The following is a 26,666-nucleotide window of genomic DNA, read 5'->3' on the forward strand; positions in this document are numbered from 1 at the left end:
CCGGCGTGGCTCTGGGGGAGGGCTCGCGAGTCGGGCCGTACCGGTTGATCCGGTTGCTGGGGCCCGGTGGGTTCGGCGAGGTGTACGAGGCCGAGGACACCGAGAAGGGGCGCTTGGTCGCGCTCAAACTGATGTCCCCGGCCTGCTCGGCGGACCCGGTGTTCGGCAAGCGACTGTTCCGCGAGGCCAGCACTGCCGGCCGTCTGCACGAGCCGCATGTGGTGCCGATCCACTCCTACGGGGAGATCGACGGCCGGCTCTATATCGACATGCGGCTGATCCGGGGTCGCGACCTGGCTTCGGTGCTTCAGGGTGAGGGGCATTGGATCCGGGCCGAGCGGTGTGGATCGTCCGGCAGATCGCTTCGGCGCTGGACGCCGCGCACGCCGCGGAATTGGTGCACCGCGATGTCAAACCTGCCAATATCCTGCTGGCCGACGACGACTTCGCCTGCCTGGTCGATTTCGGGCTGGCCAACGCGGCCAGCGACACCCGGCTGACCAGCGCGGGGTCGACCATCTCGACGGTGGCCTATCTCGCGCCGGAACGCTTCATCGCCCCGGACACCGCGGATCACCGCGGCGACGTCTACGCGCTGGCCTGTGTTTTGTACGAGTGCCTGACCGGTACGCAACCGTATGCGGGTGCCGCAGACACGCCGACTTTGATTGGCGCGCAAATCAATTCGCCGATCCCGCGGGTGTCGCACGCGCGCCCGGAGCTGGCGGCGTTCGACGAGGTGAGCTCGCGCGGGCTCGCGAAGGACCCAGTTCAGCGGTATTCCAGCGCGGGGGAGCTGGCGCGAGCCGCTGCTTCTGCCATCGGTGGGCAAGCGCTGGTCGTCCGGAGGACGCTTACCAGCAGGAACTTCTGCTGTCTCCAGAGCTCGTGCTCTACGTCGTCGGCGCCGATGCGTCGTACACTATCCCTGTACTCGAAGTGGAGGTGAGCGATGAGTAGGTGGGACGACGAGGATATCCGCCTCGTTCCGCGCGGCTCCACTGTGACGAGTTCCGTCGCCGCATTGCTGCGGAAACTGCAACTTTCCGATGCCCCGTTCGACGCGCAGGCTGCGGGCATTGCTCAGTGGCTTCGAACCAACGACCCCGTGCCCGCGATGGAGTACAGCCTCCGCGCCAAGGGGTTCTCGCGGCTGCTGGACGAGCGCGCTTCGGCGTAGGCATCCATCGTCAAGCCTCGGGGGAAGTCGCGATGGCCGAGCTCAGTCAGGAGGACGACGATGAGCGCACCTAGCCAGTCGGAGGAGCCCCGGAGGGCAAGGCCCGGGGGTATAGCCGCGCTGTGCGCATCGCCGCCGCCAAGGTGGCCGTCGCCGCCAGCGAGCAGACCGGCGACCCGATTCCTGACGACGTCCGCGAGCTGGCCAGGGCCGAACGCTAGGGGCCTGCGCTGACCCTGCTGGCTGAATCGGTGCGTTGAAGCGCGTCGGCGCCGCTTTGCGATTTGGCCATGACCGTTCCTCCCGCGCCGCAACAGATTCCGGCGCGACCGGCCGATGTGCCGGTATTCCAGATCAAGGCCACCAAGCACACCGGCGCGATGATCCTCTGGCACAGCCGGTCCGTCACCGTCAACGCTCCGTACAACCACTGCATGCAGGAGCTGTCCGACGCGCAGACGTGGTGCACGCTGATGGGCTGGTGGAGCCCGGTGTCACTGGTGATGAACCCGATCACCATGGCGGGCAACGCCCGTCAGCGCAAAGAACTGCACCGCCAGGCGGGCGAGGCGCAGGCCTACTCGCAATGGTGGGTCGACAACTACGGCCAGCACGACCCGAGCGTGCAGGTGTGGGTGGCGCCGGAATACCGACCGCCGCGCCGGTGGTGGTTGTGGATCCCGATCGGGCTGTTCTGCCTGATCGCCATGCTGATGCTGGTGGTGATCGTCATCGGGCTGATCTCCGGGGCCGGCAAGGACAAGAGCAAAGGCGCCTCCAGCTACGAGTCCATGCCCGCGCCGGTCGCCCAGATCTGGGACGGACCCGCGCCGGCGCCGCCGACGGTCGTCCGTCTGGGCTGAGCTCAGCCCCCGAAGCCGCTTGGGCGCCCGCCCTGCCGTACGTAAGCGAGCGGTCGCGGGTGGATGGCGCCGTGAACGCTGGGCTGGGTACGCGCACCGTTGTACGTAACCGAGCGGTCGCGGGTGCGTGGCGCAGCGAGCGCTCGGTTCGGTACGCCCTACGGCTTGATCCGGATCTCACCTGGCTTCCACAACCCACTGCGCGTCGCCGTGCCCAGCGAGATCTCGGCCGGCGGAGCGTCCACCACCGTCTCGAACCGGTGGATGGTGCCCCAGTCCTGGCCCCAGTCCCGCGACAGGTACGCCGCCATCACATGCGCCCGCAGCAGCAGGTCGGTGATGCCCAGCAGTCCGCCGTTCATGCCGTCCTGCCAGGTGTCGGTCGACTGCAGCTTGGCGAAGTAGTCCGGCGAGATCCGGAACTTCGGGATGTCGGTGACGCCGTTGGCGTGCAGCATCGGCTGCTGGCACGGGAACACCAGCCCGACCGCCCAGTCCATCAGCACCGGCTGCTCCGAGCCGACGTACTCCTGCACGCTGCGCAGCTCGGGCACCCGCGGCGGGGTCACCGCCACCCAGTCGCCCTGGCTCAGCGACCGGTCGTTGGCCACGATCCGCACGAACGTCGCGTCGTCGGGGATCGAGGCGCGCGGGTAGCGCAGGTTGCGCCACGACGGGGTCGGGCCGACGTCATACGGGGTCAGCCGGCCGGTCGGGACCGGCGCGCCGTCGGGACCGGCGACGCCGTACTCCAGCTCCACGTCCTGGGCCTCGGTGTGGCCGTCGGCCACGCTGTCACCGGTGATGGTGCCCGCGGCGGTCACAACCACCAGCGGGTGCGCGTCATCGCGGGCCGGCAGCGAGTACCAGGCCGAGGTCAGCACCGAGGTCTGCTGGGGGCCGTCGGTGTAGCTGCCGGCCACCGGCACCCGCGCGGGATCCAGGCCGTAGGGCAGCGGCACCGTCGAGCCATTGACGCCCGGGGTCTTCAGCTTGACCGGCTGATCCCAGTCGTAGTCGGTGCCCGGCTTCGGGTTGTTCAGCCGGATCGACTCGGCGACGATCTTCTCCGGCACCCCGTTCGGGGTGAAGCCGACGGGCTTATCCCCGCCCAAAGCGCCGAGCTTGCCGAAGCCGCCGCCGACCGGGGTGAGGAAGCCTTGATTCGGGTCCGGCTCGACCAGAACGTCGTCGGCCATGCCGCAGCCGCCGGCGATCGCCCGCAGATTCGCCCAGGCGTTGGAATAGGTCGGGTACTGGCGCACCGCGCCGATCAGCATCGAGGCGATGAACACCACCACCATGAAGCCGGCCATCACCGGGATCGGGGCGGCGGTCAGCACCCGCACCGCGCGGGTCTCACCCGCCGAACGCGGAGCGAAGTGCAGATAGAACGCCCACAGTGCGGTGACCGCGAACGCCGCGAAGAACATGGTGCTGACGGTGACGCCGCCGATGGCCGGGACGGCGCCGTTGAACGGCACCCCGTAGGTGGACACGTACCACCAGCCGTTGGTGGACGCCCAGCACAGCGCCATCACGAACATCAGCGCCGACAGGAACGCCATCCGGTTGCGCGGCGAGCGCAGCACCTTCGCCGACACCAGCACGGTGGCCACCGCGGCCATCGCCGCGCCCACCGCCGCGAACAACCCCATGTGGTGCACCCACTTGGTGGGGGTGAACATCAGGAAGAAGATGGTCGCGAAGATGACGCCCATCAGCCGCCACACCGGGTCGCGCGCCACGCCGGGCACGCGGTGGCGGCGCAGCATGATGAACATCGACGTGAACAGGCACAACGCGGTGATCATGAACCCGAATCGCCGAGAGATCGAGCCGTCGACGGTCTGCAGGATCAGGTAGTAGTAGCGCAGGTTCTCGGTGTACCACTCCTGGCTGGGCCCGATGTCGGTGCGGATCCGGGTGGCCTCCAGCACCGTCGCAAGGGTCTGGTCGGAGAACACCACCGCCAGGATCACGGTGCCCGCGGCCAGCAGCGGCGCCAGCAACGGCCACAGCCCGAACCGACGGCGTTTGTGGACCAGGATGCGGATGATCGGCCGGCCGCCGGCGACCAGCGCGGCCACGGCGATCAAACCGGTCGGCTGGATGCCGAGGGTGAATGCGGCGGTGATGATCGCCAGCGCCGCCGTCGTCAACCTCGACGAGCCGATCGCCCGTTCCACCAGCACGTAGGTGACCAGCGCGCCGGTGGCGATCTGGCCCTCCGGGCGCAGGCCGTTGTTGAACGGCATCCACGCCGCCAGCAGCACCATGCCCGCCGCCCACAGCGCCGGGCGCGACGAGGACACCGCGGGCCCGAGCCGGGGCAGAACCTCCCGCGATAGCAGCAGCCAACAGATCATCGAGCACACCAGATCCGGCAGCCGGATCCACAGGCTCGCGTCGCTGACGTGCGTCATCAGCGCCAGCAGGTTGTAGTACCAGCCGAACGGGTCCTCCGGGCTGCCGAACCAGCGGAAATAGTTCGACATGTAACCGGCGTGCTCGGCCACCCGCGCCATGCCCAGGATGTAGCCGTCGTCGCTGGAGTTCGCGCCGGCGACGTACCAGATCAGGAATGCGCTGATCACCACCGCGTCGACGCGGGTGAAGTTCCGCCAGCGGCCCGGGATCAGCTTCTGCGCGCGGTGCCCGTCGGTGCGCTCGAGGCGCCACAACGCCAGCAGCGCGATCACCGTCGAGGCGATCGCCAACACGATCGCCGTCAGCTTCAACACGCTCGGCGAGCTGGTGAACCGGGTGTCGATGGTCGCCGAGAAGCTCAGCCCCGGCGGGGCAGGGCCGACCAGGTCGGTGAACACCCCGACGATGGCGGGACGCAGGTTCGGGTCGGCGAACCCACTGGTCAGCTCGTTGCCGTCCTTGTCGGTGAGCCCGACGAAGGTGGCGAATGTGCCGGCCTCGGTGGACACGATGTCCAGGCGCTCACAGGCGGCGTTGAACACCCGGGAGCGCGGCACGCTGGCCACCACGACGTTGCGGTCGGTGACGTCGACGCGGGTGCTGGTCACGTTCACCAGCAGCGCGTTGAGCGCGGCCTGCTTGCCCTTGGCCGGCGCGGTACCCAGCACCAGTCCGCCCGACGGCGGCATGTCTCGCATCACCTGGCACGGGATGGACGCCTCCAGCGACACCGGCGCCTGAGAGATCAGCGGCGCGGTGACGTCGCCGAGCTGCCCGCCCTGCGGCCAGTTCAGCACCGCGGTGGTCTGCACCACCGGCAGCATCGGGATGGACAGCGCGAGCACGAAGCCGAGCAGGCCGGCGACCGAGGCCACCCAGCGAGCGATGGTCACCTCCCGACCGGCGTCGGGCGCCGGCGGTGCTGCGGCGGGCGGCGGGGTCACGGTAGTGGTCATGGCAGGGCCCTGATCGGTCCGGGGCGATACCAGCCGAATACGCGCTGGACGCCGGTGTCGACGACGGCGTCGGGCGCGTCGTCGGAGGGGATCACGCGGATGAAGCGCTCGATGGAGCCCCAGTCCCGATACCAGTCGTCACGCAGATAGGTCGGGACCGTCTCGGTGGACAGCAGCGCCTGGATATAGAGGAACGGGCCACCCGCGCGGGCGGACTGCCACTGGTTGCTCGACACCACGATCTGCTTGAAGTTCGGCAGGATCCGGTAGTCCGGCAACTCCGCGATGCCCAGCTGCTGGCCGGCCGGGCGCTGGCAGGGGAAGTTCGCCGCGGTGGCGATGTCCTGCAGCACCGGGGTGTCCGAGCCGAGGTAGTCCTGCGCGGTGGTCAGGATCGGGGAGCGCGGCGGGGTGAACGCGAACCACTGGTCCTCGCTCAAGTTCGGGTCGTCGGCGACGATCCGCACCACGTTGGCCTCCGGCGGCGCCCACGACATCGGGAAGCGCAGGTTGCGCCACGCCTTCTGCGGGATGACGTCGATCGGCTGAACCCGGCCCTGCGCGTCGGGCTTCATCGCGGCCGGGCTGGCGGGCAGCGGCTCGAAGCCGCCGTCGGGCAGCGTCCGGCCGTACTGCAGCTTGAGGCCCTGGCCGTAGTTGAACGCGCCCTCCTCGTCGTAGGACCAGATGGCGCCCGCGGCGGCGACGGTCACCAGCGGTCGGTCCGGGCTGGGATCGGGCAGCTGGTACCAGACCGAGGTGGCCTCGGCGGCGGTGCTGTTCTCCCCGTAGGAGCCCATCACCGGGGTGGTGTCCGGGTTCAGCCCGAACGGCAGGAACACCGTCGACCCGTTGACGCCCTCGGGCCCGAATCCGCCGCCGGTGCCGGCCGCGTAGGCGTTGCCCACGTTCGGCTTGTCCGGCGGGCCGTCGGAGTTCACGGTGCCCGGGTTGCCGACGACGGGTTCGGCCGGCTCCAGGGTTTCGTTGACGCCGTTGGGGGTGAAGCCGACGGGGTCCTCGCCGCCCAGCGGGCCGTCCGCGCCGAAACGCTGGCCCGGGACGGGGGTGAGCATGCCGGCGTTGACGTCGGCCTCGACCAGCACGTCGTCGGCCATCCCGCAGGACTTCGCGCCGGTCAGCGCGCCGACGTTCATGCTGCCGGTGGTGTAGACGGGGTAGCGCTGCGCGAAGCCCTTGCCGAGCGAGCCGATCTCCAGCAGCACCAGCAGCACCGCCACGATCAGCATCGGGGTCGACGCCAGCAGCCGGTTGCGGCGGGTGTTGGCCACCTCGGTGTGCCCGGCGTAGTCCATCCGGAAGTGCAGCCAGGCGGTCAGCAGGCCGGTCGCGATCGCGGCGACCAGGAACATCGTCGTCACCGGATGCCCGGCCAGCACCGGCTGCTTGTCGAACCACGGCACGCCGTAGTTGTTGGTGTAGAACCAGCCGTTGATGCCAGAGGTGGCCCAGGCCAGCACGAACAGCAGCGCGGTGATGTAGAGCGCCAGATTGCGTCGGCTGTGCAGCCCGACCCTGGCGAACGCGAACGCCGTCACCGCGCCGAGTGCGCCGGCCAGCCCGGCGAACACCCCGAACTGCACCGCCCACTTGGTGGGCGTGAAGGTCAGCAGCAGCAGCCCGACAACCGTCGTTCCGACCAGCCGCCACAGCGGGCCGTTCGCCGCGCCCGGCACGTGGCCGCGGCGCAGCATCACCGCGAGCATGCCGAACAGGCACAGCAGCATCAGCAGCACCGCGAAGCGCCGGGTCATGGTGCCGTCGTTGCTCTCCTCGACGGTCAGGAAGTAGTAGCGCAGGAAGTCCTGGTACCAGGCGATCGTCGGGCCGATCTTGTACTTGATCCGCGCGGACTCGGCGACGGTGGCCAGCGTCTGGTCCCGGAAGATCACCACGAAGACCAGCGACAGCGCGGCGGCCAGCGGCGCCAGCTGCGGCAGCAGACCGGCTTCGGCGCGGCGGGCGCGGATGATGCCGGCCAGCGCGCGGGCTCCGACCAGCAGGGGGGCCAGCGCCGCCAGGCCCTGCGGGGCGGTGGTCGCGCTGAACACCGCCAGCACGATCGCCACGGCGGCCGGCCACAACCGGCGGGTCGCGATGGCGTTCTCCACCAGCGCCCACACCGCCAGCACGCCGAACGCGATCAGCGGCTCCGGGCGCAGGCCGTTGTTGAACGGCAGCCAGGCGGCCAGGAACACCGCCGCGCCGGTCCACACCGTGATCGGGCTGTCGGCGAGGCGTCTTCCGAGCCGTGGGATGACGAACCGGCTCAGCAGCAGCCAGGCGCCGACCCCGGCGAGGGTGGCCGGCAGCCGCAGCCATATCCCCTGGGTGCTGATCTGCGCGAACTGGGCCAGCAGCGACTGGTACCAGTCGAACGGGGCCTCGGTGGCCCCGAAGTAGCGGTAGTAGTTCGCGGTGTAGCCGGCCTCACCGGAGATCCGGGCGATGGTGGTGTTGTAGCCGTCGTCGGCAGACGTCGCGCCGATGACGTGCCACAACCCAAGCGTGCCGATCACGCCGAGATCGGCCAGCCAGGTCGACGGGGACACCTTGATCAGGCGCCGCCAGGCGTGCGCGGGTTTGCGGCCGGTCGCTTTGTCGATCATCGCCAGGCCGAGGATGGAGGCGATCACGCACAGCACGCCGAGCGTCATCGCGGCCAGCTTGAGCAGCGTGGGGGAGGTGATGAAGCGGGTGTCGACGTCGACTCGTGCTGACAGTCCCGGTTGGGGGCCCGTTTTCAGGTCGCTGAAGATCCCGGCGACCTGCGGTTTCTTGTCGACGGTGACGGTTCCCGTGGCGTCCGGGATGCCGACGAAGTCCGCGCCGACGGCGCCCGGGTCGGCCCACACCCGGATCTCTTGACAGGCCCCGGACTCGACCTGATCACGCGGGGCGAAGGCGGTGATGGTGTCGCGGATGGCCACCGTCACCACGTCGGCGTTGGCGCGGATGAACAGGCCGTTGCGGCCCGCGTCGATGCCCGCGGGCGGGATGGTGGAGAGCACCAAGCCGCCGTCGTCGGGCAGGGTGGCCACCGCGGCGCACGGCACGCTGACGAAGAGGTTCTGCGGGGCGCCGGAGACCAGCGGGGCGGTGACGTCCTGAACGAAGCCGTCGGCGCCGACGCCCTGGGGCCAGTTGATGGCGGCGGTGGTCTGCTTGACCGGCAGCAGCGGCGCCAGCGCGCACAGCAGCACACCGGCGATCCCGGCGAACAGGGCGATCAGTCGGGCGGTTTTGAGGTCGCCCAACGACGTCTTCGCGGAACTGGACGGCTCGTCGGTCCGGGTGGTTCGGTCGTCGGGCACGAGGATCGATGGTATTCGACGCGTTGACACCTGTTGCCGACGCCCGCGGCGCGCCGGGAGGTTGATGCGTTCACGTGACCTCGCCTCGGTCAGCTTGGGCTGATCCCCGTCGGATCCCGTTGGCTTCCCGTTGGATTCCTGTTGGCTTCCCGTCGGCACCCCGTCGGCTCGCCGTCGGCGTCGGTCAGGTGGGACGCCAGTGACGTCAGGGCGAGGTTCATGGTGCTCATGGGGTTCGGGGGGCTCGCCAGTAACGGTGGGACGGAGCGCGCCGTCGCCAGTAACCACAGGGCGAAAATCGGCCCAGATTTCGCCCTGTGGTTATTGGCGACGAAGGACATCGTCCTGAGGTCACTCGCGTCGAAGCGCGGGTGTGTGGGATCGGCCCAGGGTCACTGGCGACGAAGCGCGGGTGTCCGCGTGCGCAGGATCCGGGTCAGGACTGCCGCAGCGGCGCCGGGCTCCACCAACCACTGCGCACCGCGGTCCCCAGTTGCAGCTCGGCGGGCGTCGCGTCGGGGTAGTACAGGTCCAGGCGCTGCAGCGAGCCCCAGTCCCGGTACCAGTCGTCCTTCAGGTAGGTCGGGACGGTGACCGCGCGGAACAGCAGCTCGGTGATGCCCAGCGGGCCGCCGCCGATGTAGTCCATCACCGGGGAATTGGCCTCCGCGCCGAAGCGGTCCGGCAGGATCCGCCACTTCGGCACCTCGGTGACGCCGTGGTTGTGCCCGAACGGCCGCTGGCACGGGAACGCCAGCCCGACCAGCCAGTCCAGCATCACCGGATCCGCCGACCCGACGACTTCCTGCAGGGTGTCCAGCGTCGGGATGCGCGGCGGCGTCACCGCGATCCAGTGGTTGGGGGCCAGGTCGTCGTCGGTCGCGACGATCCGGATCTGGGTGGCGTCGTCGGGGATGCCGGCCAGCGGCGCGCGCAGATTGCGCCAGGCCGGGGCCGCGCCGATGTCGGCGAACGCCATCGCGCCGGCCGGCTTGCCGTCGTCGCCGGCCCACTGCACGACGACCTCGCTGGCGTCGAAGCGGCCGGCCGCCGAGATGACCAGCAGCTGGTTGTCGTCGTCGACGCTGTCCCGGTCCGGCAGCCGGTACCAGGCCGAGCGCAGCACGGCGGGCTGCTGCACACCGGCGCTCCAGCTGCCCATCACCGGCACCTTCGCCGGGTCCAGGTCATACGGCAGCTTCGCCCGGGAGCCGTTGATGCCCAACCGGGCGGTGGTGCCGCCGGTGGTCGACGGTTCGCCGTCGGTGACCTCGGTCGGGTCGGTGTCGGTCTGCAACCCGATGCCGGGCTGGCCCATCACCGAGTCCGGGGACACGTCCGACGGGATCCCGTTGGGGCCGAACCCGATCGCGGTGACCGCGCCGAGCGCCTTGGCCGGGTCGACGTCGACCGGGGTCAGCATGCCCTGGTTGGGATTGGATTCGACCATCACGTCGGTGGCCAGCCCGCACGCCGAATTCGGCGCCGGGCTCAGCGACTGCAGGTTGGAGCGGCCCACCGACCAGGCCGGATACTGCGAGATCATCGCCATGGTCAGCGACACCACGTTGAACGCCACCATCGCCCAGGACGCGATCGCCAGCGGGGAGTGCAGCAGCTGCCCGAGTCGGGTGGGTTCCCACGGTTTCTCCCCACGCGCGGAGAAGTGGAACATCGCGGCCAGCAGCAGCATCAGCAGCGAGGCGCCCAGGAAGATGGTGGTGAAGCCGAACTTCATCGACGGGAAGTCATTGGACCAGGGCACCCCGAAGTTCGACACGTACCACCAGCCGTTGACGCTGGCGAACGACAACGCCACCACGAACAGCACCACGGCCGCGTAGATGCTGCGGTTGCGCCGCGAGGTCATCACGTGCGCGGTCACGGCGACGGCGGCCAGCGCGCCGACCGACCCGGCCAGCCCGGCGAACACCCCGAAGTGGTGCGTCCACTTGGTGGGCGTCAGCATCAGCGCCAGGAACGAGATGATGGTGATGCCGACGATGCGCCGCGCCGGCCCGCCCGCGGTGCCCGGGATGTGGCCCTTGCGCAGCATCATCGCGACGACGACGGCCAGCGCCGCCAGCAGCGAGAGCACCACGAACCGCCGGGAGATGGAGCCGTCCGGGGTGGCCATGAACAGCCGGGTGTAGCGCGTCGGCTCGTCGAACCAGGCCAGGCTCGGCCCGACCAGCGATTTGAAGGAGCTGGCCTGCAGTTCGCCGACCAGTGTCTGGTCCCGGAAGATCAGGATCGCGCAGACCGTCGCCGCGGCGGCCAGCGGCGCCAGCAGCGCGGGCAGCCCGAACTGCGCCGAGCGTCGCCGCAGGATGGTGCGCAGCGGCCCGATCGCCACCAGCAGCGCGCCGATTGAGGCGATGCCCGTCGGCCCGGAGAACAGCGTCAGCGCGCCGAGGATCATCGCGACGGCCACCGGCAGCAGCCGACTGGTGGCCACCGCGCGCTCCACCGAGCACCAGGTCAGCAGGATGCCGACGGCGATCAGCGGCTCCGGGCGCAGACCGTTATTCAGCGTCAGCCAGGTGCACAGGAACATGCCTGCCGCGGTCCAGCGCGCCGCGGTGGAATGCTTCACCGCCGCGCCCAGGCGGGGGATCACCTCGCGGCTGATCACCCACCAGCAGGCCACCGCCATCGCCAGCGTCGGCAGCCGCATCCACACGCTCGAGGTGGACACGTGCGACCACAGCGCCAGCAGGTCGTAGTACCAGCCGAACGGCGCCTCCGGGGTGCCGAACCAGCGGTAGTAGTTCGCCATGTAGCCGGCGTTCTCCGACACCCGCGCCATGGTGAGGATGTAGCCGTCGTCGCTGGTGTTGGAGCCGACGAAATGCCACCACACCAGCGTGACCAGCACCAGCACGTCCAGCGGCTTGACCGACCACCACCGGGCCGGCAGGAACCGGCGGTGCCGCATCCCGTCGGCGGTGTCCATCCGGTGCAGCGCGACCAGCGCGATCAGCGTGCACAGCACCCCGAGGATCATCGCGACGAGCTTCAGCGCGGTCGGCGCGCTGCTGTAGCGGGAGTCGACGGTCGCCGCGAAGCTCAGGCCGGGCGGCGCGGGGCCGTCCAGGTCGGTGAACACCCCGACGATCTGCGGGCGGAAGTCGTATCCGCCGCGCTCACCGGCCAGCGGCTCGTCGGCGTCGGTCTGGCTGGGGTCGATCGAGTCGGCCTGGGTGAGCCCGACGAACTCCGCGGTCACCTTGTCCGCGTGCGCGGTGAACGTCAGCTTCTCGCACTCGGGGGAGAGCACCGCGCTCATCGGGGCGACCACCACCGGGGTGTTGCGCACGATGACGTTGAGGTTGTTGTTGATCCGCTCGATCAGCAGACCGCGGTCGACGGCTTTCGGGGCCTGCTTGGGCACCGTCGAGAGCAGCACCGAACGGGTCCCGGTCAGCCCGGCGGCCACCTCGCAGGGGACGCTGATCTCCAGGTCGGTGGCGACGTAGGAGATCAGCGGCGCGGTGACCGATGCCAGTTCGCCGCGCTGCGGCCAGTCCAGTTCCGCGGTGGTCTGTTTGACCGGCAGCAGCGGGGTGGCCAGCGCCAGCAACGTTCCGAGCACCCCGGCGACGACGGCGACCAGCTTCGCGGTGCGGTAGTCGCCGGACGGGGTGGTCACGGTGCTAGATGGTAATTCGCCGCCATCGCCGCGCATCAGGGACTCTGCCGGATTGCCAGGACGAACGGCCCGATCTCGGTCACCGCGAACTGCGGTTCGGCGAACAGCGCCGAGTCCAGCTCGACGGTGTAGCGGCGCACATTCGGCTGGTTGGGGTACACGTCCTCGGCCAGCCGCAGCGTGTAGGTGGCGTTCGAGCCGGTGCCGCCGCCGCGACGCATCAGGAACACCGTCGGCGCCTGCCACGGCAGCTCGTCCAGCGCGGCGGCGAACTTCTCCGGGGTGCGGATCTTGGACCAGTCCTTGATGGTCTGGGCGCGCGCGTCGAATTCCGCCAGCGGGTTGGCGTAATGGCTGGTCAGGCCCTGGAAACCGTAGTACGGGTAGAAGGCCAGGAAACCGTAGTCGGCGGTCATCACCACCGTCTGGTCCCGCGGTTTGCCGGTGGCTTCACCGATGGCGGCGTCGATCTCGGCGTAGTAGCGCTCCGCGCCCGGCGGGCGGCGGTCGGCGCGCTCGCCGTAGCCGTCGGTGTCGGTGTAGGCCACCGCCAGATCGGGTCGCAGCACGTGCGGGATGTCCTGGGAGAACGCCATGGCGCCGATGAAGCCGATCACGGTGGCCACCGGGATCAGCTTCGCGCCCCAGCGCCGGGCCGCGGACTGGGCGAGCTCGATGAACCCGAACCCGCCCGCGGCGGCCAGCAGCACCGTCAGGGTCGGCTGCAGCCGGAAACTCAGCAGCGTGGTGCCGGCCAGCGTGGTCAGCATGGACAGCAGCGACCACAGGTAGACCGAGGCGACGCCGATGGCCAGCGCACCCGCCCGGGTGGAGCTGCGGGCCCGGACGATCAGCCAGATCGTGCCGAGCATGCACAGCGCGCCGAGCAGAGAGAACTGCAGCATCGGGAAGCTGAGCACCGCGCCGTCGCCGGGCAGATAGTGCTGCGCGCTGCCGGTCCCTGACATCGGTTGCCGGCCGGCGGCCAGCAGGAACGGCGCCCAGGTGATCAGCGCGATCGGGATGGCGACGGCGGCCATCGCCAGCAACCGCAGCAGTGGGCCGACGCTACGGCGCGACGCCGCCAGCGCGAGCGCCATCACCGTCACCGTCAGCGCGGCCAGCCCTAGCAGTAGGGTGTAGAAGGTGGCGGTGACGCCCAGGAAGATCCCGGCGCCGACGAGGGCGGCGCGCCCGGAGTGAGTGGTCGCTCGCAGCCCGGCCCACGCCAGCACCAGCACCGGCGGCAGCAGCACCGTGATGATCGCGCTGTAGGGCTCCGGGGAGGCGTAGGCCAGCGTCGTCGCAGCCGTCGCTGTCGTGACCACCAGCGCGTACTCGAATCGGACCATCGCCGACCACAGCGCGAACGCCGCCGCCACCGCCATCGCGATGGAGGCGATCGCCCACGGCTTGTACATCTCCCAGCCGGGCGTGCCGGTCAGCGCCGCGGCGCGACCGCCCAACCAGAACCAGCCCGGCGGGTAGAACGGCGGCAGTCCGGCGTAGGTCATGTCCGACAGCGCAGGGCTGTCAGTGAGCCGGGTCAGGTATTCGGTGCGGAACTGCTGGTCGACCGACACCCCGAACAGGTACAGCCGGGTCGCGCCGAGCGCCATGCCCAGGGTGGCGACCACGAACGCCGACAGGAACGTCACCGCCGCCGCCCACGCCAACCGCGTCCGGCCGCGCCGGTGCAGCCAGCCGGCCGCGGTCAGCCCGGCCAGGCAGCCGAACTGGGCGACGGTGATCAGCGCGTGCAGTTGGTTCGACGACGGGAACGCCGGCCAGTCCACCCGCCCGATGGCCTCCAGCCCGACGACCGCGACGACGGCGGCGATCAGCGCCGCGGCCAGCAGCTGACCGGCGCCGGTGATCCCGGCCCGCATGTCAGACGGGCAGCTTGCGGAAGATCGGGCGCGGGATGTGGCGCAGCACGCTCATCAGGTAGCGGACCTGCCCGGGCGCCCACACCAGCGTCTTGCCGGCCAGCGCCGAATCGACGGCCAACTCGGCCACCTCGGCGGCGTCGACGGTGAACGGGGCCTCCTTGGCGCCGGTGGCCGCCCAGTGCTCGACGGTGGTGGTGGTCCGGACCTGGCCCGGCCGGATGACCAGCACGCGCACGCCGAACTCGGCGAGCGCCTCACCCAATCCCAGGTAGAACCCGTCCAGGCCGGCCTTGGTGGAGCCGTAGACGAAGTTGGACCGGCGCACCTTCTCGCCGGCCACCGAGCTCATCGCGATGATCTGCCCGAAGCCCTGGGCGCGCATCTTCTCCCCGACCAGCACCCCGACCGACACCGCGGCGGTGTAGTTGATGGTGGCGGTGGCCACCGCCTTGGCCTGGTTCTGCCACAGTTCCTCGGCGTCGCCGAGCACCCCGAACGCGACGATCGCCACGTCGACATCGCCCTGCGCCCACGCCGCGTCGATGACGGCCGGATGGCTCGCCGGGTCCAGCGCGTCGAAGTCCAAGTAGGTGACCTCGCGCGCGCCGGCGGCCTGCAATTGGGCGATCGCGGCGTCGCGCTTGGGGGCGTTCGGCAGGTCGGCCAGGATGACCCGGGCGCGGGAGTCGCGCAGGTAGCGCTCGCAGATGGCCAGCCCGATCTCCGAGGTGCCGCCGAGCAGCAGGATGGTCTGGGGGTTGCCAATGGCGTCGATCACGGGTGAAGCCTTCCTGATGGGCGAGCGGGCTAGAGCAGTTCGAGGCGGCGGGCCATGTCCGAGGCGAACACCCCGTCCGGGTCGACCTGCCGGCGCACCGCGATCCACTCGTCGATGCGCGGGTACATGGCGTGGAAGGTCTCGGCGCTGGTGCGCGAGTCCTTGGCGGTGTACAGCCGGCCGCCGAACTCCAGCACCCGGCGGTCCAGCTCGATGACGAAGTCGTTGAGGCTGGGCTTGATCGGGAAGTCCACGCAGACGTTCCAGCCCGGGATCGGGAAGCTCAGCGGCGCGTCATTGCCCGGCCCGAACAGCTTGAACACGTTCAGGAACGAGTAGTGGCCGCTGGCCTGGATGTCGCGGATGATCGCCTTGAACTCGTCGACCGCCTCGGTCGGCACCACGAACTGGTACTGCAGGAAACCCGCCGGGCCGTAGCCGCGGTTCCACTCCCCGAACATGTCCAGCGGGTGGTAGAACTGCGTCAGATTCTGGACCTTGCCGCGGTAGGTCCCCGACTTGCGGTACCAGAGCTCGCCGATCGGCATGAAGGTCCACTTGTTGGCCAGGCCGTTGGGGAACACGTCGGGCAGTGTCAGCAGCTGCGGCGCGTCGAACTTCAGCGGATCCTTCGCCAGCTTGGGCGGCAGCTGATCCAGGGTGGCCAGGCTGCCGCGGGAGATGGCGGCGCGGCCCAGCTTCGGCGGCTTGCTGATCGCGTCGAACCAGGCGCTGGAGTAGGTGTAGTTGTTTTCGCTGCCGTCGCTGTGGAATGCGATGGTCTCGTCCAGGCTGCGGGTGACGTCGCCGTCGGCGATGAAGTACGCCGTCTCGGTCGGGGTCATCTCGATGGTGGCGCGCAGGATGATGCCGGTCAGGCCGTTGCCGCCGACCGTCGCCCAGAACAGTTTCGTGTCGTCTTCGGAGCCGCCGGAGGGGGTCAGGTGGCGGACCTGGCCGTCGGCGGTGAGCAGGTCCATCGAGCGGACGTGATTGCCGAAGCTGCCGGCGCTGTGGTGGTTCTTGCCGTGGATGTCGCAGGCGATCGCCCCGCCGACGGTGACCTGCCGGGTTCCGGGCAGCACCGGGACCCACAGTCCGTGCGGCAGCGCGGCCTTCATCAGCTGGTCCAGGCTCACCCCGGCGTCGACGTCGACCAGCGTGGAGTCCGGGCCGCAGGAGTGGATCCGGTTCAGCGCCGGCATGTCGATGACGACGCCGCCGCCATTCTGGGCGTTGTCGCCGTAGGAGCGGCCCAGCCCACGGGCGATGATGCCTCGCCCTGGGTCGTCGGCGGCGCGGGTGACGGCCTCGACGATCTCGCCGGCGTCGGGGGTGGAGAGCACGTGGGCGACGGTGGGGGAGGTGCGGCCCCAGCCGGACAGGCTCTTGGTCGGCAGCGTTGACACGTTGGCAGGGTACCGCGTTCAGGATGGCTATCCGGCCGGCGTGACGGTGTCGACGCCGAACCGGGCGAAGTCGCGGTCGAAGGTCACCACGACGCCGCCGTACTCGACGGCCAGTGCGGCCAGGTGCGCGTCGCTGGTCAGATTTCCGGCCGTTCCGAATTCGGTGAGCAGTCCGCGGAGGATCGCCAGATGCCGGGAGGTCGGTTCGACGACGACGGCGGCGGGGGACGCCAGCCACGCGTCGATGATGTCGAAGGCCTCGGCCGGACGGAGCGGGCGGGGCAGGATCGACGGGTTGGTGGCGATTCTGACGAAGCCGAGCAGCGCCGTCCACGACAGCCCGACGGTCCCGGGCCCGCGCAACTGGCCGCTCAGCCAGCTGTGCGCGGCGCTGTGCTGGGCGGATTGGCGGTTTACGGCGTAGAGCAGCACGTTGACGTCGACGATGTTCATCGGCCGGATGCCAACTTGCGGGCGATCTCCTCGTCCTCCAGCGCCGCGGCGAGCCGACCGGCGTGGGTGAGGTCCACGGTCGGCGTTCCCATGTCGTAGACCGGAAATGCGACGTCAACCGGCCCGCCGGCGTTCAAGCCCGCCCGCAGCGCGGTGTTGATGGCTTCCTTGAAGGACAGACCACGATCGCGCATCAGAGCCTGCAGCCGCACCTCCACATCGGAGTCCAGGGTGACCGTCGTCCGCATATGCGCATCATAGCATCACCGGCAATGATGCATTGATGCGTGCGGCTCAGCGGACGCGGAAGATCACCGTCCGCTGGACCACGAAATTGATCACCGTGGCGGTGCCCTGGGCGATCACGAACGCCACCGGAATGCCCCAGGATGTGCCGTCCCACCGTTCGGCCAGCAGATGGTTGAGCCCCACCTGCACCGCGAAGGTGACCAGGTAGAGCACCCAGACCGCGACAAAGCGGGCCTTGCTGGGGGCGGCCTGAAAGGTCCAGCGGCGGTTGATCAGGTAGGCGGTCGTGGTGCCGGCGACGAAGCCCAACGCCTTGGCCGCGTCGCGGTGCATGCCGAGCGCCATCAGCGCGATGTACAGCCCGAAGTCCACCACCGCGGAGAACCCACCGGTCAGCACGAACCGCAGCACCTGGGTCCGCAAACTCAGGGGCGGTGTGGTTTCGCCTACAACTTCAGACATCGCCGGAATGCTACTTCGCCGCTGGTGCAAGATGGTTCCCGTGGTGGATCTGGAGCAGGCGTGGCGGGAGTTGGCGACCCGCGTCGGCGCGACCGGCGACGCCGCGCTGGCCACCGGCCGCGGCCTGCTCGCGGCCTGGTCGGACCCGAGCCGCAGGTACCACTCGGTGGCGCACCTGCAGGACGTGCTGGAAAAGGTCGACGAGCTCGCCGCCGACGCCGAGGACCCCGACACCGTCCGGTTGGCCGCCTGGTATCACGACGCGGTCTACAACGGATCCCCCGACGACGAGGAGCTCTCCGCGGTCAAGGCCGAACGGGAACTGACCGAGCTGGGCCTGCCGCCCGCGCTGGTCTCCGAGGTCGGCCGGCTGATCCGGATGACCGTGCACCACGACCCGCCGCCGGAGGACCGCAACGGCGCCGTGCTCTCCGACGCCGACCTGTCGGCGCTGGCCGTCGACCCGGACACCTATCGGGCCAATTCGGAGGCCATCCGCCAGGAGTACCTGCACATTCCGGAGCGCGCCTTCATGGCCACCCGCGCGGTGATGGTCGAGACCATGCTCGCGGCCCGCTCGCTGTTCTACACGGTCTCCGGCCGTCGGCGCTGGGAAGAGCGGGCCCGGCAGAACCTGGCCGCCGAACTGGCCCGGCTGCGCACCGGAGAGCAACCGCGGCGGCCCCGGGAAGAACCGGAAGGCCCCGACGCCGGGGCGTAAGGCCCCGGGAACGGATCGGAAAGCCCCGAGGTCGGCTCGGAAGCGGAGTTTCGGGTGCGAGTTTGGGCTTCGGGGGCGAAGATGAACGGTGTGAGCGAACCGGATAACACCCCCGTCACCGTCCTCTCCGAAGATGAGGCCTGGAAACTGCTGGGCAGCACGTCACTGGGTCGGCTGGTCACCAGCATCGGCGGCCAGGCGGAGATCTTCCCGGTCAACTTCGTGGTGCAGAACAAGTCGTTGCTGTTCCGCACCGCCGAGGGCACCAAGCTGTTCGGCACCGTCACCAACGACCAGGTGCTCTTCGAGGTCGACGACCACAACGTCGCCGAGGGCTGGAGCGTCGTGGTCCGCGGCCGCGGCGAGGTGCTCTACGGCGCCGACGAGATCGCCGAGGCCGACCAGGCCGGGCTGTACCCGTGGGTGGCGACGGTGAAGCTGCGCTACGTCCGGATCGTGCCGAGTTCGATCAGCGGCCGGCGTTTCGTGTTCGGCCCGGAGCCCGACTCCGGCGACGTCCCCGGCTGAGGTCAGCCGCGTCAGACCCGGCTGATTCGGTTCTCTTCTCAGGCCGGATCGGGTAGCAGCAGCCGCGCCTCGAACGCCAGGCAGAGTTCGGCGATGTCGCGGGGCTCGGCCAGCGAGCGCCCGGTGTGCTCCTCGATGCGGTGCAGCCGGTTGCGCACCGTGTTGCGGTGACAGAACAGCGCCGCCGCGGTGTCGGTGACCGAACCCCGGTGCTCGACCCAGGCGGCGAACGTCTCACCGAGGCTCTGGCGTTCCTCGGCCGGCAGCGCGTCGAACCCGCCGAGGGTGATCTGGGCGAGCTTCCGGGACACTTCCGGCGCGCTGACCGCGGCGACGGCCAGCACCGAGTCGCTGAAAACGCAGACCTTGGCCTCGGCGCCGCCGCGCGCGGCCAGCGCCACCCGCGCGTAACGCAGGTTCGCCGCGGTGTCGGAGAGGTCGTCGAACGTCGGGCTCACCCCGACGTTGGTGGTGGCGGCCCGCTCCAGCAGTGCCACCACGGATTCCAGCGCGGACGCCGACGGCAGGTGCACGATTCCGATCAGGGTGTCCGGGAGCAGCCGCCAGGCGGAGAACACGTTGAGCGCGCGCAGCTTGGCGGCGATGTCGGGCAGCGGTTGCGCGCCCACCCGCGGCGCGGCGGCGGCCACCACCACGAACGGGCCGGCCGACGGCAGCTTCAGCAGCGACGCGACGTCCCAGACGGTGTACTCCCCGAGTGGGCGGCCCTGTAGCAACGCTTCGGTGAGTGCGGCCTGCTCGGCGGCGTTCTGCACCACCAGGTAGGTGGCGGTCTCGTGGTACGCGGTGGTCATCGCGTCGGTGTAGCGGTCCTGGGCGTCCCAGAACCGGGCGGTGGCGGCCAGCACGGTTTTGCGGTCGACGACGTCACCGGCCGCGGCGAGGTCGGTCATCTGGTCCCAGGCCGCGTGCGCGGCGACCCGGTAGGCGGCCGTCACCGCCGAGCGTGGAATCCCGGACAGCGCGCGGGCGCGGCCGGTTTCCGCGGACGGGGAGGTGTCGAAGGAGGTGTCGTCGGCCAACGCGCGGCAAACGAACCGCAAATTGTCGGTCGCCGAGGCGAGTAATTCGTCGTCGGAGACCGCTTTGCTGTCCCGGTAGAAATCCACTTGAGTGCGCACCCGGGACACCGCGGTGCGGGCCAATTGGTCGAGGCGGGATTCTAACAAATGTCCAAGTTCGGCAATTCCCGATGCGGCTTCCGGCTCTGGCATGGCGTCGAGTGTAAAGCCTGATCAAATGCCGCAAAGACGTTGTGCGCGCGCACATTCAAGAGTCGATCTGATTGTGCGTGAAAAGCGCCAACTTTTGGGCGCCGGATTGTTACGGTGAGTGCGAGGGGAGTCGCCACGCGGATCGAATGCCGCGTGGAATTCGGGGATTCTTCTTACAACGACGTGAGGATAAATACGCATGGCTCTTTCTGATCAGCTCGCGAAGCTCAGCGCCCAGGCCAAGTCCCTGGAGGAATCGGCCCAGGCCGCCGAGCAGAAGGACAAGGCATGGGTCGCCAACCGTGAAGCTGAGGTCAAGTCCAAGCTGGAGAAGGCGAAGGCCGAGGCCGGCGCCGAGGCGCAGGCCGACGAGGACGAGTGCAAGCGTGGCTGGAACAAGCTGAAGAGCTCGGTCACCGAGGACTTCGATTCGCTGCACGAGTCCGCGCACCGCAAGCACGAGGAGCTCAAGGCCAAGCGCGCCGATCGGCACGCCGACCACGCCGCCGAGGACGCCGAGGACGCGGTCGCCTTCGCGATCTACGCGCTGGAGCAGGCCGAGTACTACGTGCTGGCCGCCGCCGACGCCCAGATCAGCGCCGGTGAGGCCGAGATCAACGCCGAGCTCGCCTGAGTCGACGAGCGCGCGAGGCACGAGCGCGCGAGGAAGAGCTCGGGCGCGTCAAGACCGCCTGAGTCGACGAGCAACAGGGAATCCCCGCTTCGGCGGGGATTTTCTGCGTTCGGGGCTCAGGCGACGCCGGGCCTCAGGCGATGTCGGGTGTCAGCTGGCGGGTCTCGAACGCCAGGCACAGTTCGGCGAGGTCACGCGGCGCGGTCAGTGACCGGCCGGTGTGCTCCTCGATCCGGTGCAGCCGGTTGCGCACCGTGTTGGGGTGGCAGAACAGCACCTCGGCGGTGTCCGGGATGGAGCCCTGGTGGTCCACCCAGGCGGCGAACGTCTCACCGAGGCTCTGGCGTTCGTCGGCCGGCAGCGAGTCGAAGCTCCCGAGGGTGATCTGGGCGATCTTCTGGGTGACCTCCGGGGCGCTGACCGCGGCGACGGCGAGCACCGAATCGCTGAACAGGCAGACGTTTCCGCCGCCGAGCGTGCGGGCGGACATCGCGACCCGGGCGTAGCGCAGGTTGATCGCGGCGTCGGAGAGGTCGTCGAACGTTGGGCTGATCCCGACCCGGGTGCTCGCCCAGCGCTCCAGCAGGCCGGCGAACCCGCTCAGGGTGATCGTCGACGGCAGGTGGACGATCCCGATGAGCGTGTCGGGCAGCAGCCGCCAGGCCGAGAAGATCTCCGCGCCGCGCAGTTTGGCGGCGACGTCGGGCAGCGGCTGGGAGCCGACCTTCGGCGCGCTGGCGGCGACGATGGCGTAGGGGCCGCTGCTCGGCAGCTGCAGCAGCGCTGCGATCTCCCACACGGTGTAGGGGCCCAGCGGGCGTCCCTGCAGCAGCGCCTCGGTCAGCGCCGCCTGCTCGGCCGCGCTCTCCACCACCAAGGTGGTGGCGGTCTCGTGATAGGCGGTGGTCATCGCGTCGGTGTAGCGGTCCTGGGCCGTCCAGAACAGTGCGGTGGCGGCCAGCAGATCCGCGTTGGAGACGCCGCCGCGGGCGCCGGCCAGGCTCATCATCTGCTGCCAGGCCTCGTGCGCGCCGATCCGGTAGGCGTCCATCACCGCCGACCGCGGCACCCCGGCCAGGGCGCAGGCCCGGCCGGTGTGCTCCGAGGCGGCGGTGTCGAACGGGGTGTCGTCGGCCAGCGCCTGGAACACCGCCCGGTAATTGTCGGCCGCCGATGCCAGCAAATCATCGTCGGACACTGAGGTGTTGTCCCGGTAGAACGGCACCTCGAGCCGGACGCGGGAAGCCGTCTGACGGGCCAGCGCGTCGAGGCGAGACGCCAGCAATTCGCCGAGCTGTGCGCGTCCCGACGCGGCGGCTGGTTCAACCATGGCGCTGAGTGTAAGTCCTGGTCGGGCGCGCGCGGGTGCGTTGTGGGCAGCCACAGCGACACGGGATTTCCGCTGTTTGGCCGCCTATGCGGGCTACACCCAGTAGGCCACCCGGGCGCGGTACTGGCGCATCGCCAGCAACGCGAACGCCCAGCCGATGACGGTCAGCGCCAGCACCACCAGCCAGTGCCGCAGCTCCTGCTCCGCGCCCAGTAACGGCGCCCGGACGATGTCGAGGTAGTGCAGCAGCGGGTTCAGCTCGATGATGGTTCCCCACCGCTCGGCGCCCTGGCGTTGCAGCGTCTCGGCGTTCCAGATGATCGGCGTCATGAAGAACAGCAACTGCACCACCGAGGCCAGCAGCGGCGCGATATCGCGGTACCGGGTGGCCAGGATCCCGAAGCACAGCGCCACCCACACCGCGTTGAGCATCAACAGGAACAGCGCCGGGATGAACGTCAGATCCGCCCAGGACCACGGCTTGGGATAGATCATCGCGATGACCACGTAGATGATGATGTTGTGCGCGAACAGGATCATCTGCCGCCACACCAGCCGGTAGACGTGCACGCTCAGCGGCGTCGGCAGCTGCTTGATCAGGCCCTCGTTGGCGACGAAGACGTCGGCGCCCTCCAGGATCGCGGCGTTGATCAGGTTCCACACGATCAGGCCCAGCGTCACGTACGGTAGATGCTCGGCGAGCTCGAGGTGGAACAGCTGCGAGTACAGCGCGCCCATAGCGACGGCCGTGGTGCCGGTGGCGATGGTGATCCAGAACGGGCCCAGCACGCTGCGCCGGTAGCGCTGCTTGATGTCCTGCCAGCCCAGGTGCAGCCACAGCTCTCGGCGGCCGAACCCCTCGGCGAGGTCCTGGCCGGCCCGGCGGAAGGTCCGCGACGACGACGCCGCGTCGGTGAACGTCATCGGCTCGTCCCCTCGCTACTGAACTGCTCGCGTTTGCCCAGCCGCCGCAACCGGATCCACTCGGCGAACCCGGCCGGGTCGCGGCGGGTGATCAGGAAGTACCAGCCGAACCGCAGCCATTCCTGCGGCAGCAGCTTGCGCATGCCCGGCTGGGACAGCAGGTAGCCGCGGTTGCGGTAGGTGAAGTACCGCTTGGTCTCGTTGTCCGGGTACTGGGTGTGCATCCGGCCGCCGAGGATCGGCTTGAACTCGTCGGTTCCGCACGGGTGCAGATACACCGCGTTCAGGCAGGTGCCGAACGGCAGCCCGGAGCGGACCAGCCGGCGGTGCAGCTCCACCTCGTCGCCGCGGACGAACAGCCGCAGATCCGGCACCCCGACCGCCTCCAGGGTGGCCGCCGCGAACAGCGCCCCGTTGAACAGCGACGCGATCCCGGGCAGCAGGTCATCCCCACTGTCGGCGCGCAGCTCGGAGACCCGGCGGCGCCACACCAGCCCGCGGCGCAGCGGGAACGCCAACCGATCCGGGTCGTCGATATTGCAGACCATCGGCGACACCTCGGCCAGCCGGCGCCGGTCCGCGCAGTCCAGCAGCGTGCCGAGCACCTCCGGGCCGTCCGGGCAGCCGTCGTCGTCGGCCAGCCAGATCCAATCCGCGCCGGCGGCCAGCGCGTGCAGCATGCCGAGGGCGAACCCGCCCGCGCCGCCGAGATTGCGCTGCGAGCCGAGGTAGGTCGCCGGGATCGGCTGGGACTCCACCAGCGCGCGCACCGCGGCGTCCGCGTCGTTGTCGACGACGATCAGGTGGTCCACCGGCCGGTTCTGGGCGCACAGCACTGCCAGCGAGCGGGCCAGCGGGTCGGGGCGGCGGTGGGTCACCACCACCGCGTAGACGGTGCTCATTCCCGGCCGATCTCGTCGAGCACCTCGCGGACGTGCCGCGCGGCGTCGGGTCCCTCGTAGGCGCCGACGACGTCCTCGATGCCGCCGGACATCCGCACCGTGCCGTGGTCGATCCACATCGCGGTGTTGCACAGCCGGGCCAGGAACTCATTCGAGTGGCTGGCGAACACCAGGATCCCGGAACGCTCCACCAGGCTCTGCAGCCGGCCGCGGGCCTTCTTCAGGAACTCCGCGTCCACCGCGCCGATACCCTCATCGAGCAGCAGGATCTCCGGGTCGATGCTGGTCACCACGCCCATCGCCAGCCGCACCCGCATACCGGTGGAGTAGGTGCGCAGCGGCATGGACAGGTACTCGCCGAGCTCGGTGAACTCCGCGATCTCGTCGACCTTGGCCAGCATCTGCTTACGGGTCTGGCCCAGGAACAGCCCGCGGATGATGATGTTCTCGAATCCGGAGATCTCCGGGTCCATGCCGACGCCGAGGTCGAACACCGGTGCCACCCGGCCGGTCACCCGGGCCATCCCGCGGGTCGGCTCGTAGATCCCGGACAGCAGCCGCAGCAGCGTCGACTTGCCGGCGCCGTTGTGCCCGACCAGGCCGACCCGGTCGCCCATCTTCAGATCCATGGTGATGTCGCGCAGCGCCTCGACGACCACCACGTTGGAGCTGTTGCGGCCGATGCTGCCGCCGGCCTTGCCCAGGAACGCCTTCTTCAGCGAGCGGGACTTGGCGTCGAAGATCGGGAACTCGACCCAGGCGTCGCGGGTCTGGATGCTGGGCTCGGGGCTCACTGCCGACTCACAGGTACTGGCCGGTGCCGGGCGGGGTCGCCCCCCGCTGCGTGGCGCCGGGCGGCAACGCGCCCTGGCGCATCTGCTCCAGCTGATTGCGCGCGGCCATCTGCTGGGCGAACAGCGCGGTCTGGATGCCGTGGAACAGGCCCTCCAGCCAGCCGACCAGTTGGGCTTGGGCGATCCGCAGCTCGGCGTCCGAGGGCGCGGCGTCCTCGGTGAACGGCAGCACCAACCGGTCGAGTTCCTCGCGCAGTTCCGGGGCCAGGCCGTCGGCCAGCTCGGCGATGCTGGTGCGGTGGATCTCGGCGAGCCGGGACCGGCTGGCGTCGTCCAGTGGCGCGGATTTCACCTCTTCGAGCAGCTGCTTGATCATGGTGCCGATCCGCATCACCTTCGCCGGCTGCGGCACCAGGTCGGTCACCGAGGAGTCGTCGTCCCCGCCGACGTCGCCGGAGATGTTCGCGCCGCCGGCGATGACCTCGATGTTGTCGTCGTTGATGCTCACGCCCCAGACCCTAGTGGTTGCGACCCGAAGGACGGTCCAACGACTCCATTACTATGACGGGCTAGAGATCCGTCCCGATCGGGACGGGCTGGCCGCATCGCCGGGCCTCAGGCCCCGGCGGCTGAATGGCAAAGGTGGTTGGCATGGCGTTCGACGTCGCCCGGGTGCGTGGATTGCATCCGACGCTGGGCGACGGCTGGGTGCGGTTGGACGCCCGCAACGGCATGCTGATCCCCGACTCGGTGTCCACCACCGTCTCCACCGCCTTCCGCACCTCGGCGGCCGTCGCCGACGGCCCGCATCCGGGCGCCCGGCGCAGCCAGACCCTGTTGGCGGCGGCCCGGCAGGCGGTCGCCGACCTGGTGGGCGCCGATCCGGCCGGGGTGGTGCTCGGCGCGGACCGCGCGGTGCTGCTGAGCCTGCTCTCCGACGCCGCCTACTCCCGGCTCGGGCTGGGCCACGAGGTGGTCGTCACCCGGCTCGACGACGAGGCCAACATCGCGCCGTGGCTGCGCGCCGCTGACCGCTACGGCGCCAAGGTCCGCTGGGCCGAGGTCGACATCGAGACCGGGGAGCTGCCCGCCTGGCAGTGGGAGAACCTGATCACCGGCGCCTCCCGGCTGGTGGCACTGCCGACGGCGTCCTCCACGCTGGGGTCGACGGTGGACCTGCGGCCCGCGGTGAAATTCGCCCACGAGGTCGGCGGGCTGGTGATTGTCGACCACACCGCCGCCGCCCCGTATCGACTGGTCGACATCAACGAGCTGGGCGCCGATGTGCTGGCCGTCAACGCGCTGAGCTGGGGCGGACCCCCGGTGGGCGCGTTGGTGTTCCGCGATCCCACGGTGATCGACACGTTCGCGCCGGTGTCGCTGAACCCGGCCGCGGTCGGCCCGGCCCGCCTCGAGCTCGGCGCCCATCAGTACGGCCTGCTGGGCGGGCTGGTGGCCAGTGTCGAATACCTGGCCAATCTCGACGAATCGGCGAGCGGGACCCGGCGCGACCGGTTGGCGCAGTCGATGGCCTCGGCCTCGGACTACCTGGGCCAGCTGCTGGAGTACCTGGTCACCTCGCTGCGGTCGCTGCCGCTGGTGGTGCTGCTCGGCGAGCCGGAGGACCGGCTGCCGGTGCTGAGCTTCGCGGTGTCCAATGTGCCCGCCGAGCGGGTGGTCAGCCGGCTCGCCGACAACGGGATCATGGCGATCGCCAACGCCGGGTCGCGGGCGCTGGACTCCTACGGCGTCGACGACTTCGGCGGTTCGGTGACCGTCGGTCTTGCGCACTATTCGACGGCCGCCGAAGTGGACCACCTGGTCCGCGCGCTGGCCTCGCTGGGCTGACGGTAGTGACGGGGACCGGGGACTGCTGACGGTGGTTCGGCGGTGCTGGGCGCCGCGCCAGCGCCCCAACCGGCCGAACCGCGGACCGTGA

21 protein-coding genes and 1 pseudogene are annotated in these 26,666 nt (G+C 69.9%); 7 read left to right on the forward strand and 15 right to left on the reverse strand.

Annotation, left to right across the window (positions count from 1 at the left end; translation table 11 throughout):
- Positions 1–5 precede the first annotated feature (5 nt).
- From L2Z93_RS00465 to L2Z93_RS00475, 3 genes and pseudogenes are all read left to right on the forward strand, one after another.
- Positions 6–823, forward strand: a pseudogene (locus L2Z93_RS00465) (serine/threonine-protein kinase); the annotation flags it as partial.
- 129 nt (positions 824–952) lie between these two features.
- The gene (locus L2Z93_RS00470) at positions 953–1,180 is read left to right on the forward strand and encodes a hypothetical protein (protein WP_090587242.1); all 228 of its coding nucleotides are present in this window, start codon (positions 953–955) and stop codon (positions 1,178–1,180) included.
- A 290-nt stretch (positions 1,181–1,470) separates the two neighbouring features.
- The gene (locus tag L2Z93_RS00475; RefSeq protein WP_090587239.1) at positions 1,471–2,043 is read left to right on the forward strand and encodes a hypothetical protein; all 573 of its coding nucleotides are present in this window, start codon (positions 1,471–1,473) and stop codon (positions 2,041–2,043) included.
- Between the two features lie 158 nt (positions 2,044–2,201).
- Here L2Z93_RS00475 and L2Z93_RS00480 read toward each other — a convergent pair whose 3' ends face one another.
- From L2Z93_RS00480 to L2Z93_RS00520, 9 genes are all read right to left on the reverse strand, one after another.
- Positions 2,202–5,429, reverse strand: coding sequence for an arabinosyltransferase domain-containing protein (locus L2Z93_RS00480; RefSeq protein WP_090587236.1), 3,228 nt, complete (start codon positions 5,427–5,429; stop codon positions 2,202–2,204).
- Positions 5,426–8,707 (reverse strand): arabinosyltransferase domain-containing protein, encoded by a 3,282-nt coding sequence (locus tag L2Z93_RS00485; protein ID WP_090587324.1) that lies wholly within the window; start codon positions 8,705–8,707, stop codon positions 5,426–5,428. The genes L2Z93_RS00480 and L2Z93_RS00485 overlap by 4 nt, the downstream gene beginning before the upstream one ends.
- A 493-nt stretch (positions 8,708–9,200) precedes the next feature.
- Positions 9,201–12,452 carry an arabinosyltransferase domain-containing protein gene (locus L2Z93_RS00490; RefSeq protein WP_090587234.1) on the reverse strand — a complete coding sequence of 1,084 codons (3,252 nt, stop codon included), beginning with the start codon at positions 12,450–12,452 and terminating at the stop codon, positions 9,201–9,203.
- Positions 12,452–14,305 (reverse strand): galactan 5-O-arabinofuranosyltransferase, encoded by a 1,854-nt coding sequence (locus tag L2Z93_RS00495; protein ID WP_090587231.1) that lies wholly within the window; start codon positions 14,303–14,305, stop codon positions 12,452–12,454. The genes L2Z93_RS00490 and L2Z93_RS00495 overlap by 1 nt, the downstream gene beginning before the upstream one ends.
- Position 14,306: 1 nt before the next feature.
- Complete coding sequence (locus L2Z93_RS00500) at positions 14,307–15,086, reverse strand: decaprenylphospho-beta-D-erythro-pentofuranosid-2-ulose 2-reductase (protein WP_090587229.1); 780 nt, start codon at positions 15,084–15,086, stop codon at positions 14,307–14,309.
- 29 nt (positions 15,087–15,115) lie between these two features.
- Positions 15,116–16,495, reverse strand: a complete 1,380-nt coding sequence (locus tag L2Z93_RS00505; protein WP_090587225.1) for a decaprenylphosphoryl-beta-D-ribose oxidase — start codon at positions 16,493–16,495, stop codon at positions 15,116–15,118.
- 27 nt (positions 16,496–16,522) lie between these two features.
- Positions 16,523–16,948: a type II toxin-antitoxin system VapC family toxin gene (locus tag L2Z93_RS00510; RefSeq protein ID WP_090587223.1), complete on the reverse strand. Its 426-nt coding sequence runs from the start codon at positions 16,946–16,948 to the stop codon at positions 16,523–16,525.
- Positions 16,945–17,196 carry a hypothetical protein gene (locus L2Z93_RS00515; RefSeq protein WP_090587220.1) on the reverse strand — a complete coding sequence of 84 codons (252 nt, stop codon included), beginning with the start codon at positions 17,194–17,196 and terminating at the stop codon, positions 16,945–16,947. The genes L2Z93_RS00510 and L2Z93_RS00515 overlap by 4 nt, the downstream gene beginning before the upstream one ends.
- A gap of 46 nt (positions 17,197–17,242) precedes the next feature.
- Positions 17,243–17,659 (reverse strand): GtrA family protein, encoded by a 417-nt coding sequence (locus tag L2Z93_RS00520; protein WP_090587218.1) that lies wholly within the window; start codon positions 17,657–17,659, stop codon positions 17,243–17,245.
- 40 nt (positions 17,660–17,699) lie between these two features.
- On the opposite strand from L2Z93_RS00520, the gene L2Z93_RS00525 reads away from it, so the two are divergent.
- Positions 17,700–18,380, forward strand: a complete 681-nt coding sequence (locus tag L2Z93_RS00525; RefSeq protein ID WP_202971890.1) for an HD domain-containing protein — start codon at positions 17,700–17,702, stop codon at positions 18,378–18,380.
- 81 nt (positions 18,381–18,461) lie between these two features.
- Entirely contained in the window at positions 18,462–18,908 is a 447-nt protein-coding gene (locus L2Z93_RS00530) for a pyridoxamine 5'-phosphate oxidase family protein (protein WP_090587212.1), read from the forward strand.
- Positions 18,909–18,946: 38 nt separating this feature from the next.
- Here L2Z93_RS00530 and L2Z93_RS00535 read toward each other — a convergent pair whose 3' ends face one another.
- Positions 18,947–20,143 (reverse strand): PucR family transcriptional regulator, encoded by a 1,197-nt coding sequence (locus L2Z93_RS00535; protein ID WP_090587209.1) that lies wholly within the window; start codon positions 20,141–20,143, stop codon positions 18,947–18,949.
- A gap of 199 nt (positions 20,144–20,342) precedes the next feature.
- On the opposite strand from L2Z93_RS00535, the gene L2Z93_RS00540 reads away from it, so the two are divergent.
- Positions 20,343–20,777 (forward strand): hypothetical protein, encoded by a 435-nt coding sequence (locus tag L2Z93_RS00540; protein WP_090587206.1) that lies wholly within the window; start codon positions 20,343–20,345, stop codon positions 20,775–20,777.
- A 133-nt stretch (positions 20,778–20,910) separates the two neighbouring features.
- Here L2Z93_RS00540 and L2Z93_RS00545 read toward each other — a convergent pair whose 3' ends face one another.
- The 5 genes from L2Z93_RS00545 to L2Z93_RS00565 all read right to left on the reverse strand — a co-directional run bounded on the left by L2Z93_RS00545 (position 20,911) and on the right by L2Z93_RS00565 (position 25,235).
- Positions 20,911–22,107: a PucR family transcriptional regulator gene (locus tag L2Z93_RS00545; RefSeq protein ID WP_090587204.1), complete on the reverse strand. Its 1,197-nt coding sequence runs from the start codon at positions 22,105–22,107 to the stop codon at positions 20,911–20,913.
- Positions 22,108–22,200: 93 nt separating this feature from the next.
- Positions 22,201–23,031, reverse strand: a complete 831-nt coding sequence (gene wzm, locus L2Z93_RS00550) for a galactan export ABC transporter permease subunit Wzm/RfbD (RefSeq protein ID WP_090587201.1) — start codon at positions 23,029–23,031, stop codon at positions 22,201–22,203.
- Positions 23,028–23,933, reverse strand: a complete 906-nt coding sequence (glfT1, locus tag L2Z93_RS00555; protein WP_090587198.1) for a galactofuranosyltransferase GlfT1 — start codon at positions 23,931–23,933, stop codon at positions 23,028–23,030. Before glfT1 ends, wzm begins: the two co-directional genes overlap by 4 nt.
- The gene (gene wzt, locus L2Z93_RS00560) at positions 23,930–24,727 is read right to left on the reverse strand and encodes a galactan export ABC transporter ATP-binding subunit Wzt/RfbE (protein ID WP_090587196.1); all 798 of its coding nucleotides are present in this window, start codon (positions 24,725–24,727) and stop codon (positions 23,930–23,932) included. The genes glfT1 and wzt overlap by 4 nt, the downstream gene beginning before the upstream one ends.
- Before the next feature lie 7 nt (positions 24,728–24,734).
- On the reverse strand, positions 24,735–25,235 hold the full coding sequence (locus L2Z93_RS00565) for a bacterial proteasome activator family protein (RefSeq protein ID WP_090587193.1): 501 nt from the start codon (positions 25,233–25,235) through the stop codon (positions 24,735–24,737).
- A 143-nt stretch (positions 25,236–25,378) separates the two neighbouring features.
- Between L2Z93_RS00565 and L2Z93_RS00570 the strand changes: the two genes are divergently transcribed.
- Positions 25,379–26,575 (forward strand): cysteine desulfurase-like protein, encoded by a 1,197-nt coding sequence (locus L2Z93_RS00570; protein WP_090587191.1) that lies wholly within the window; start codon positions 25,379–25,381, stop codon positions 26,573–26,575.
- Positions 26,576–26,666 lie beyond the last annotated feature (91 nt).

The organism is Mycolicibacterium brumae, from assembly GCF_025215495.1.
GTDB classification, from domain to species: Bacteria; Actinomycetota; Actinomycetes; order Mycobacteriales; family Mycobacteriaceae; genus Mycobacterium; species Mycobacterium brumae.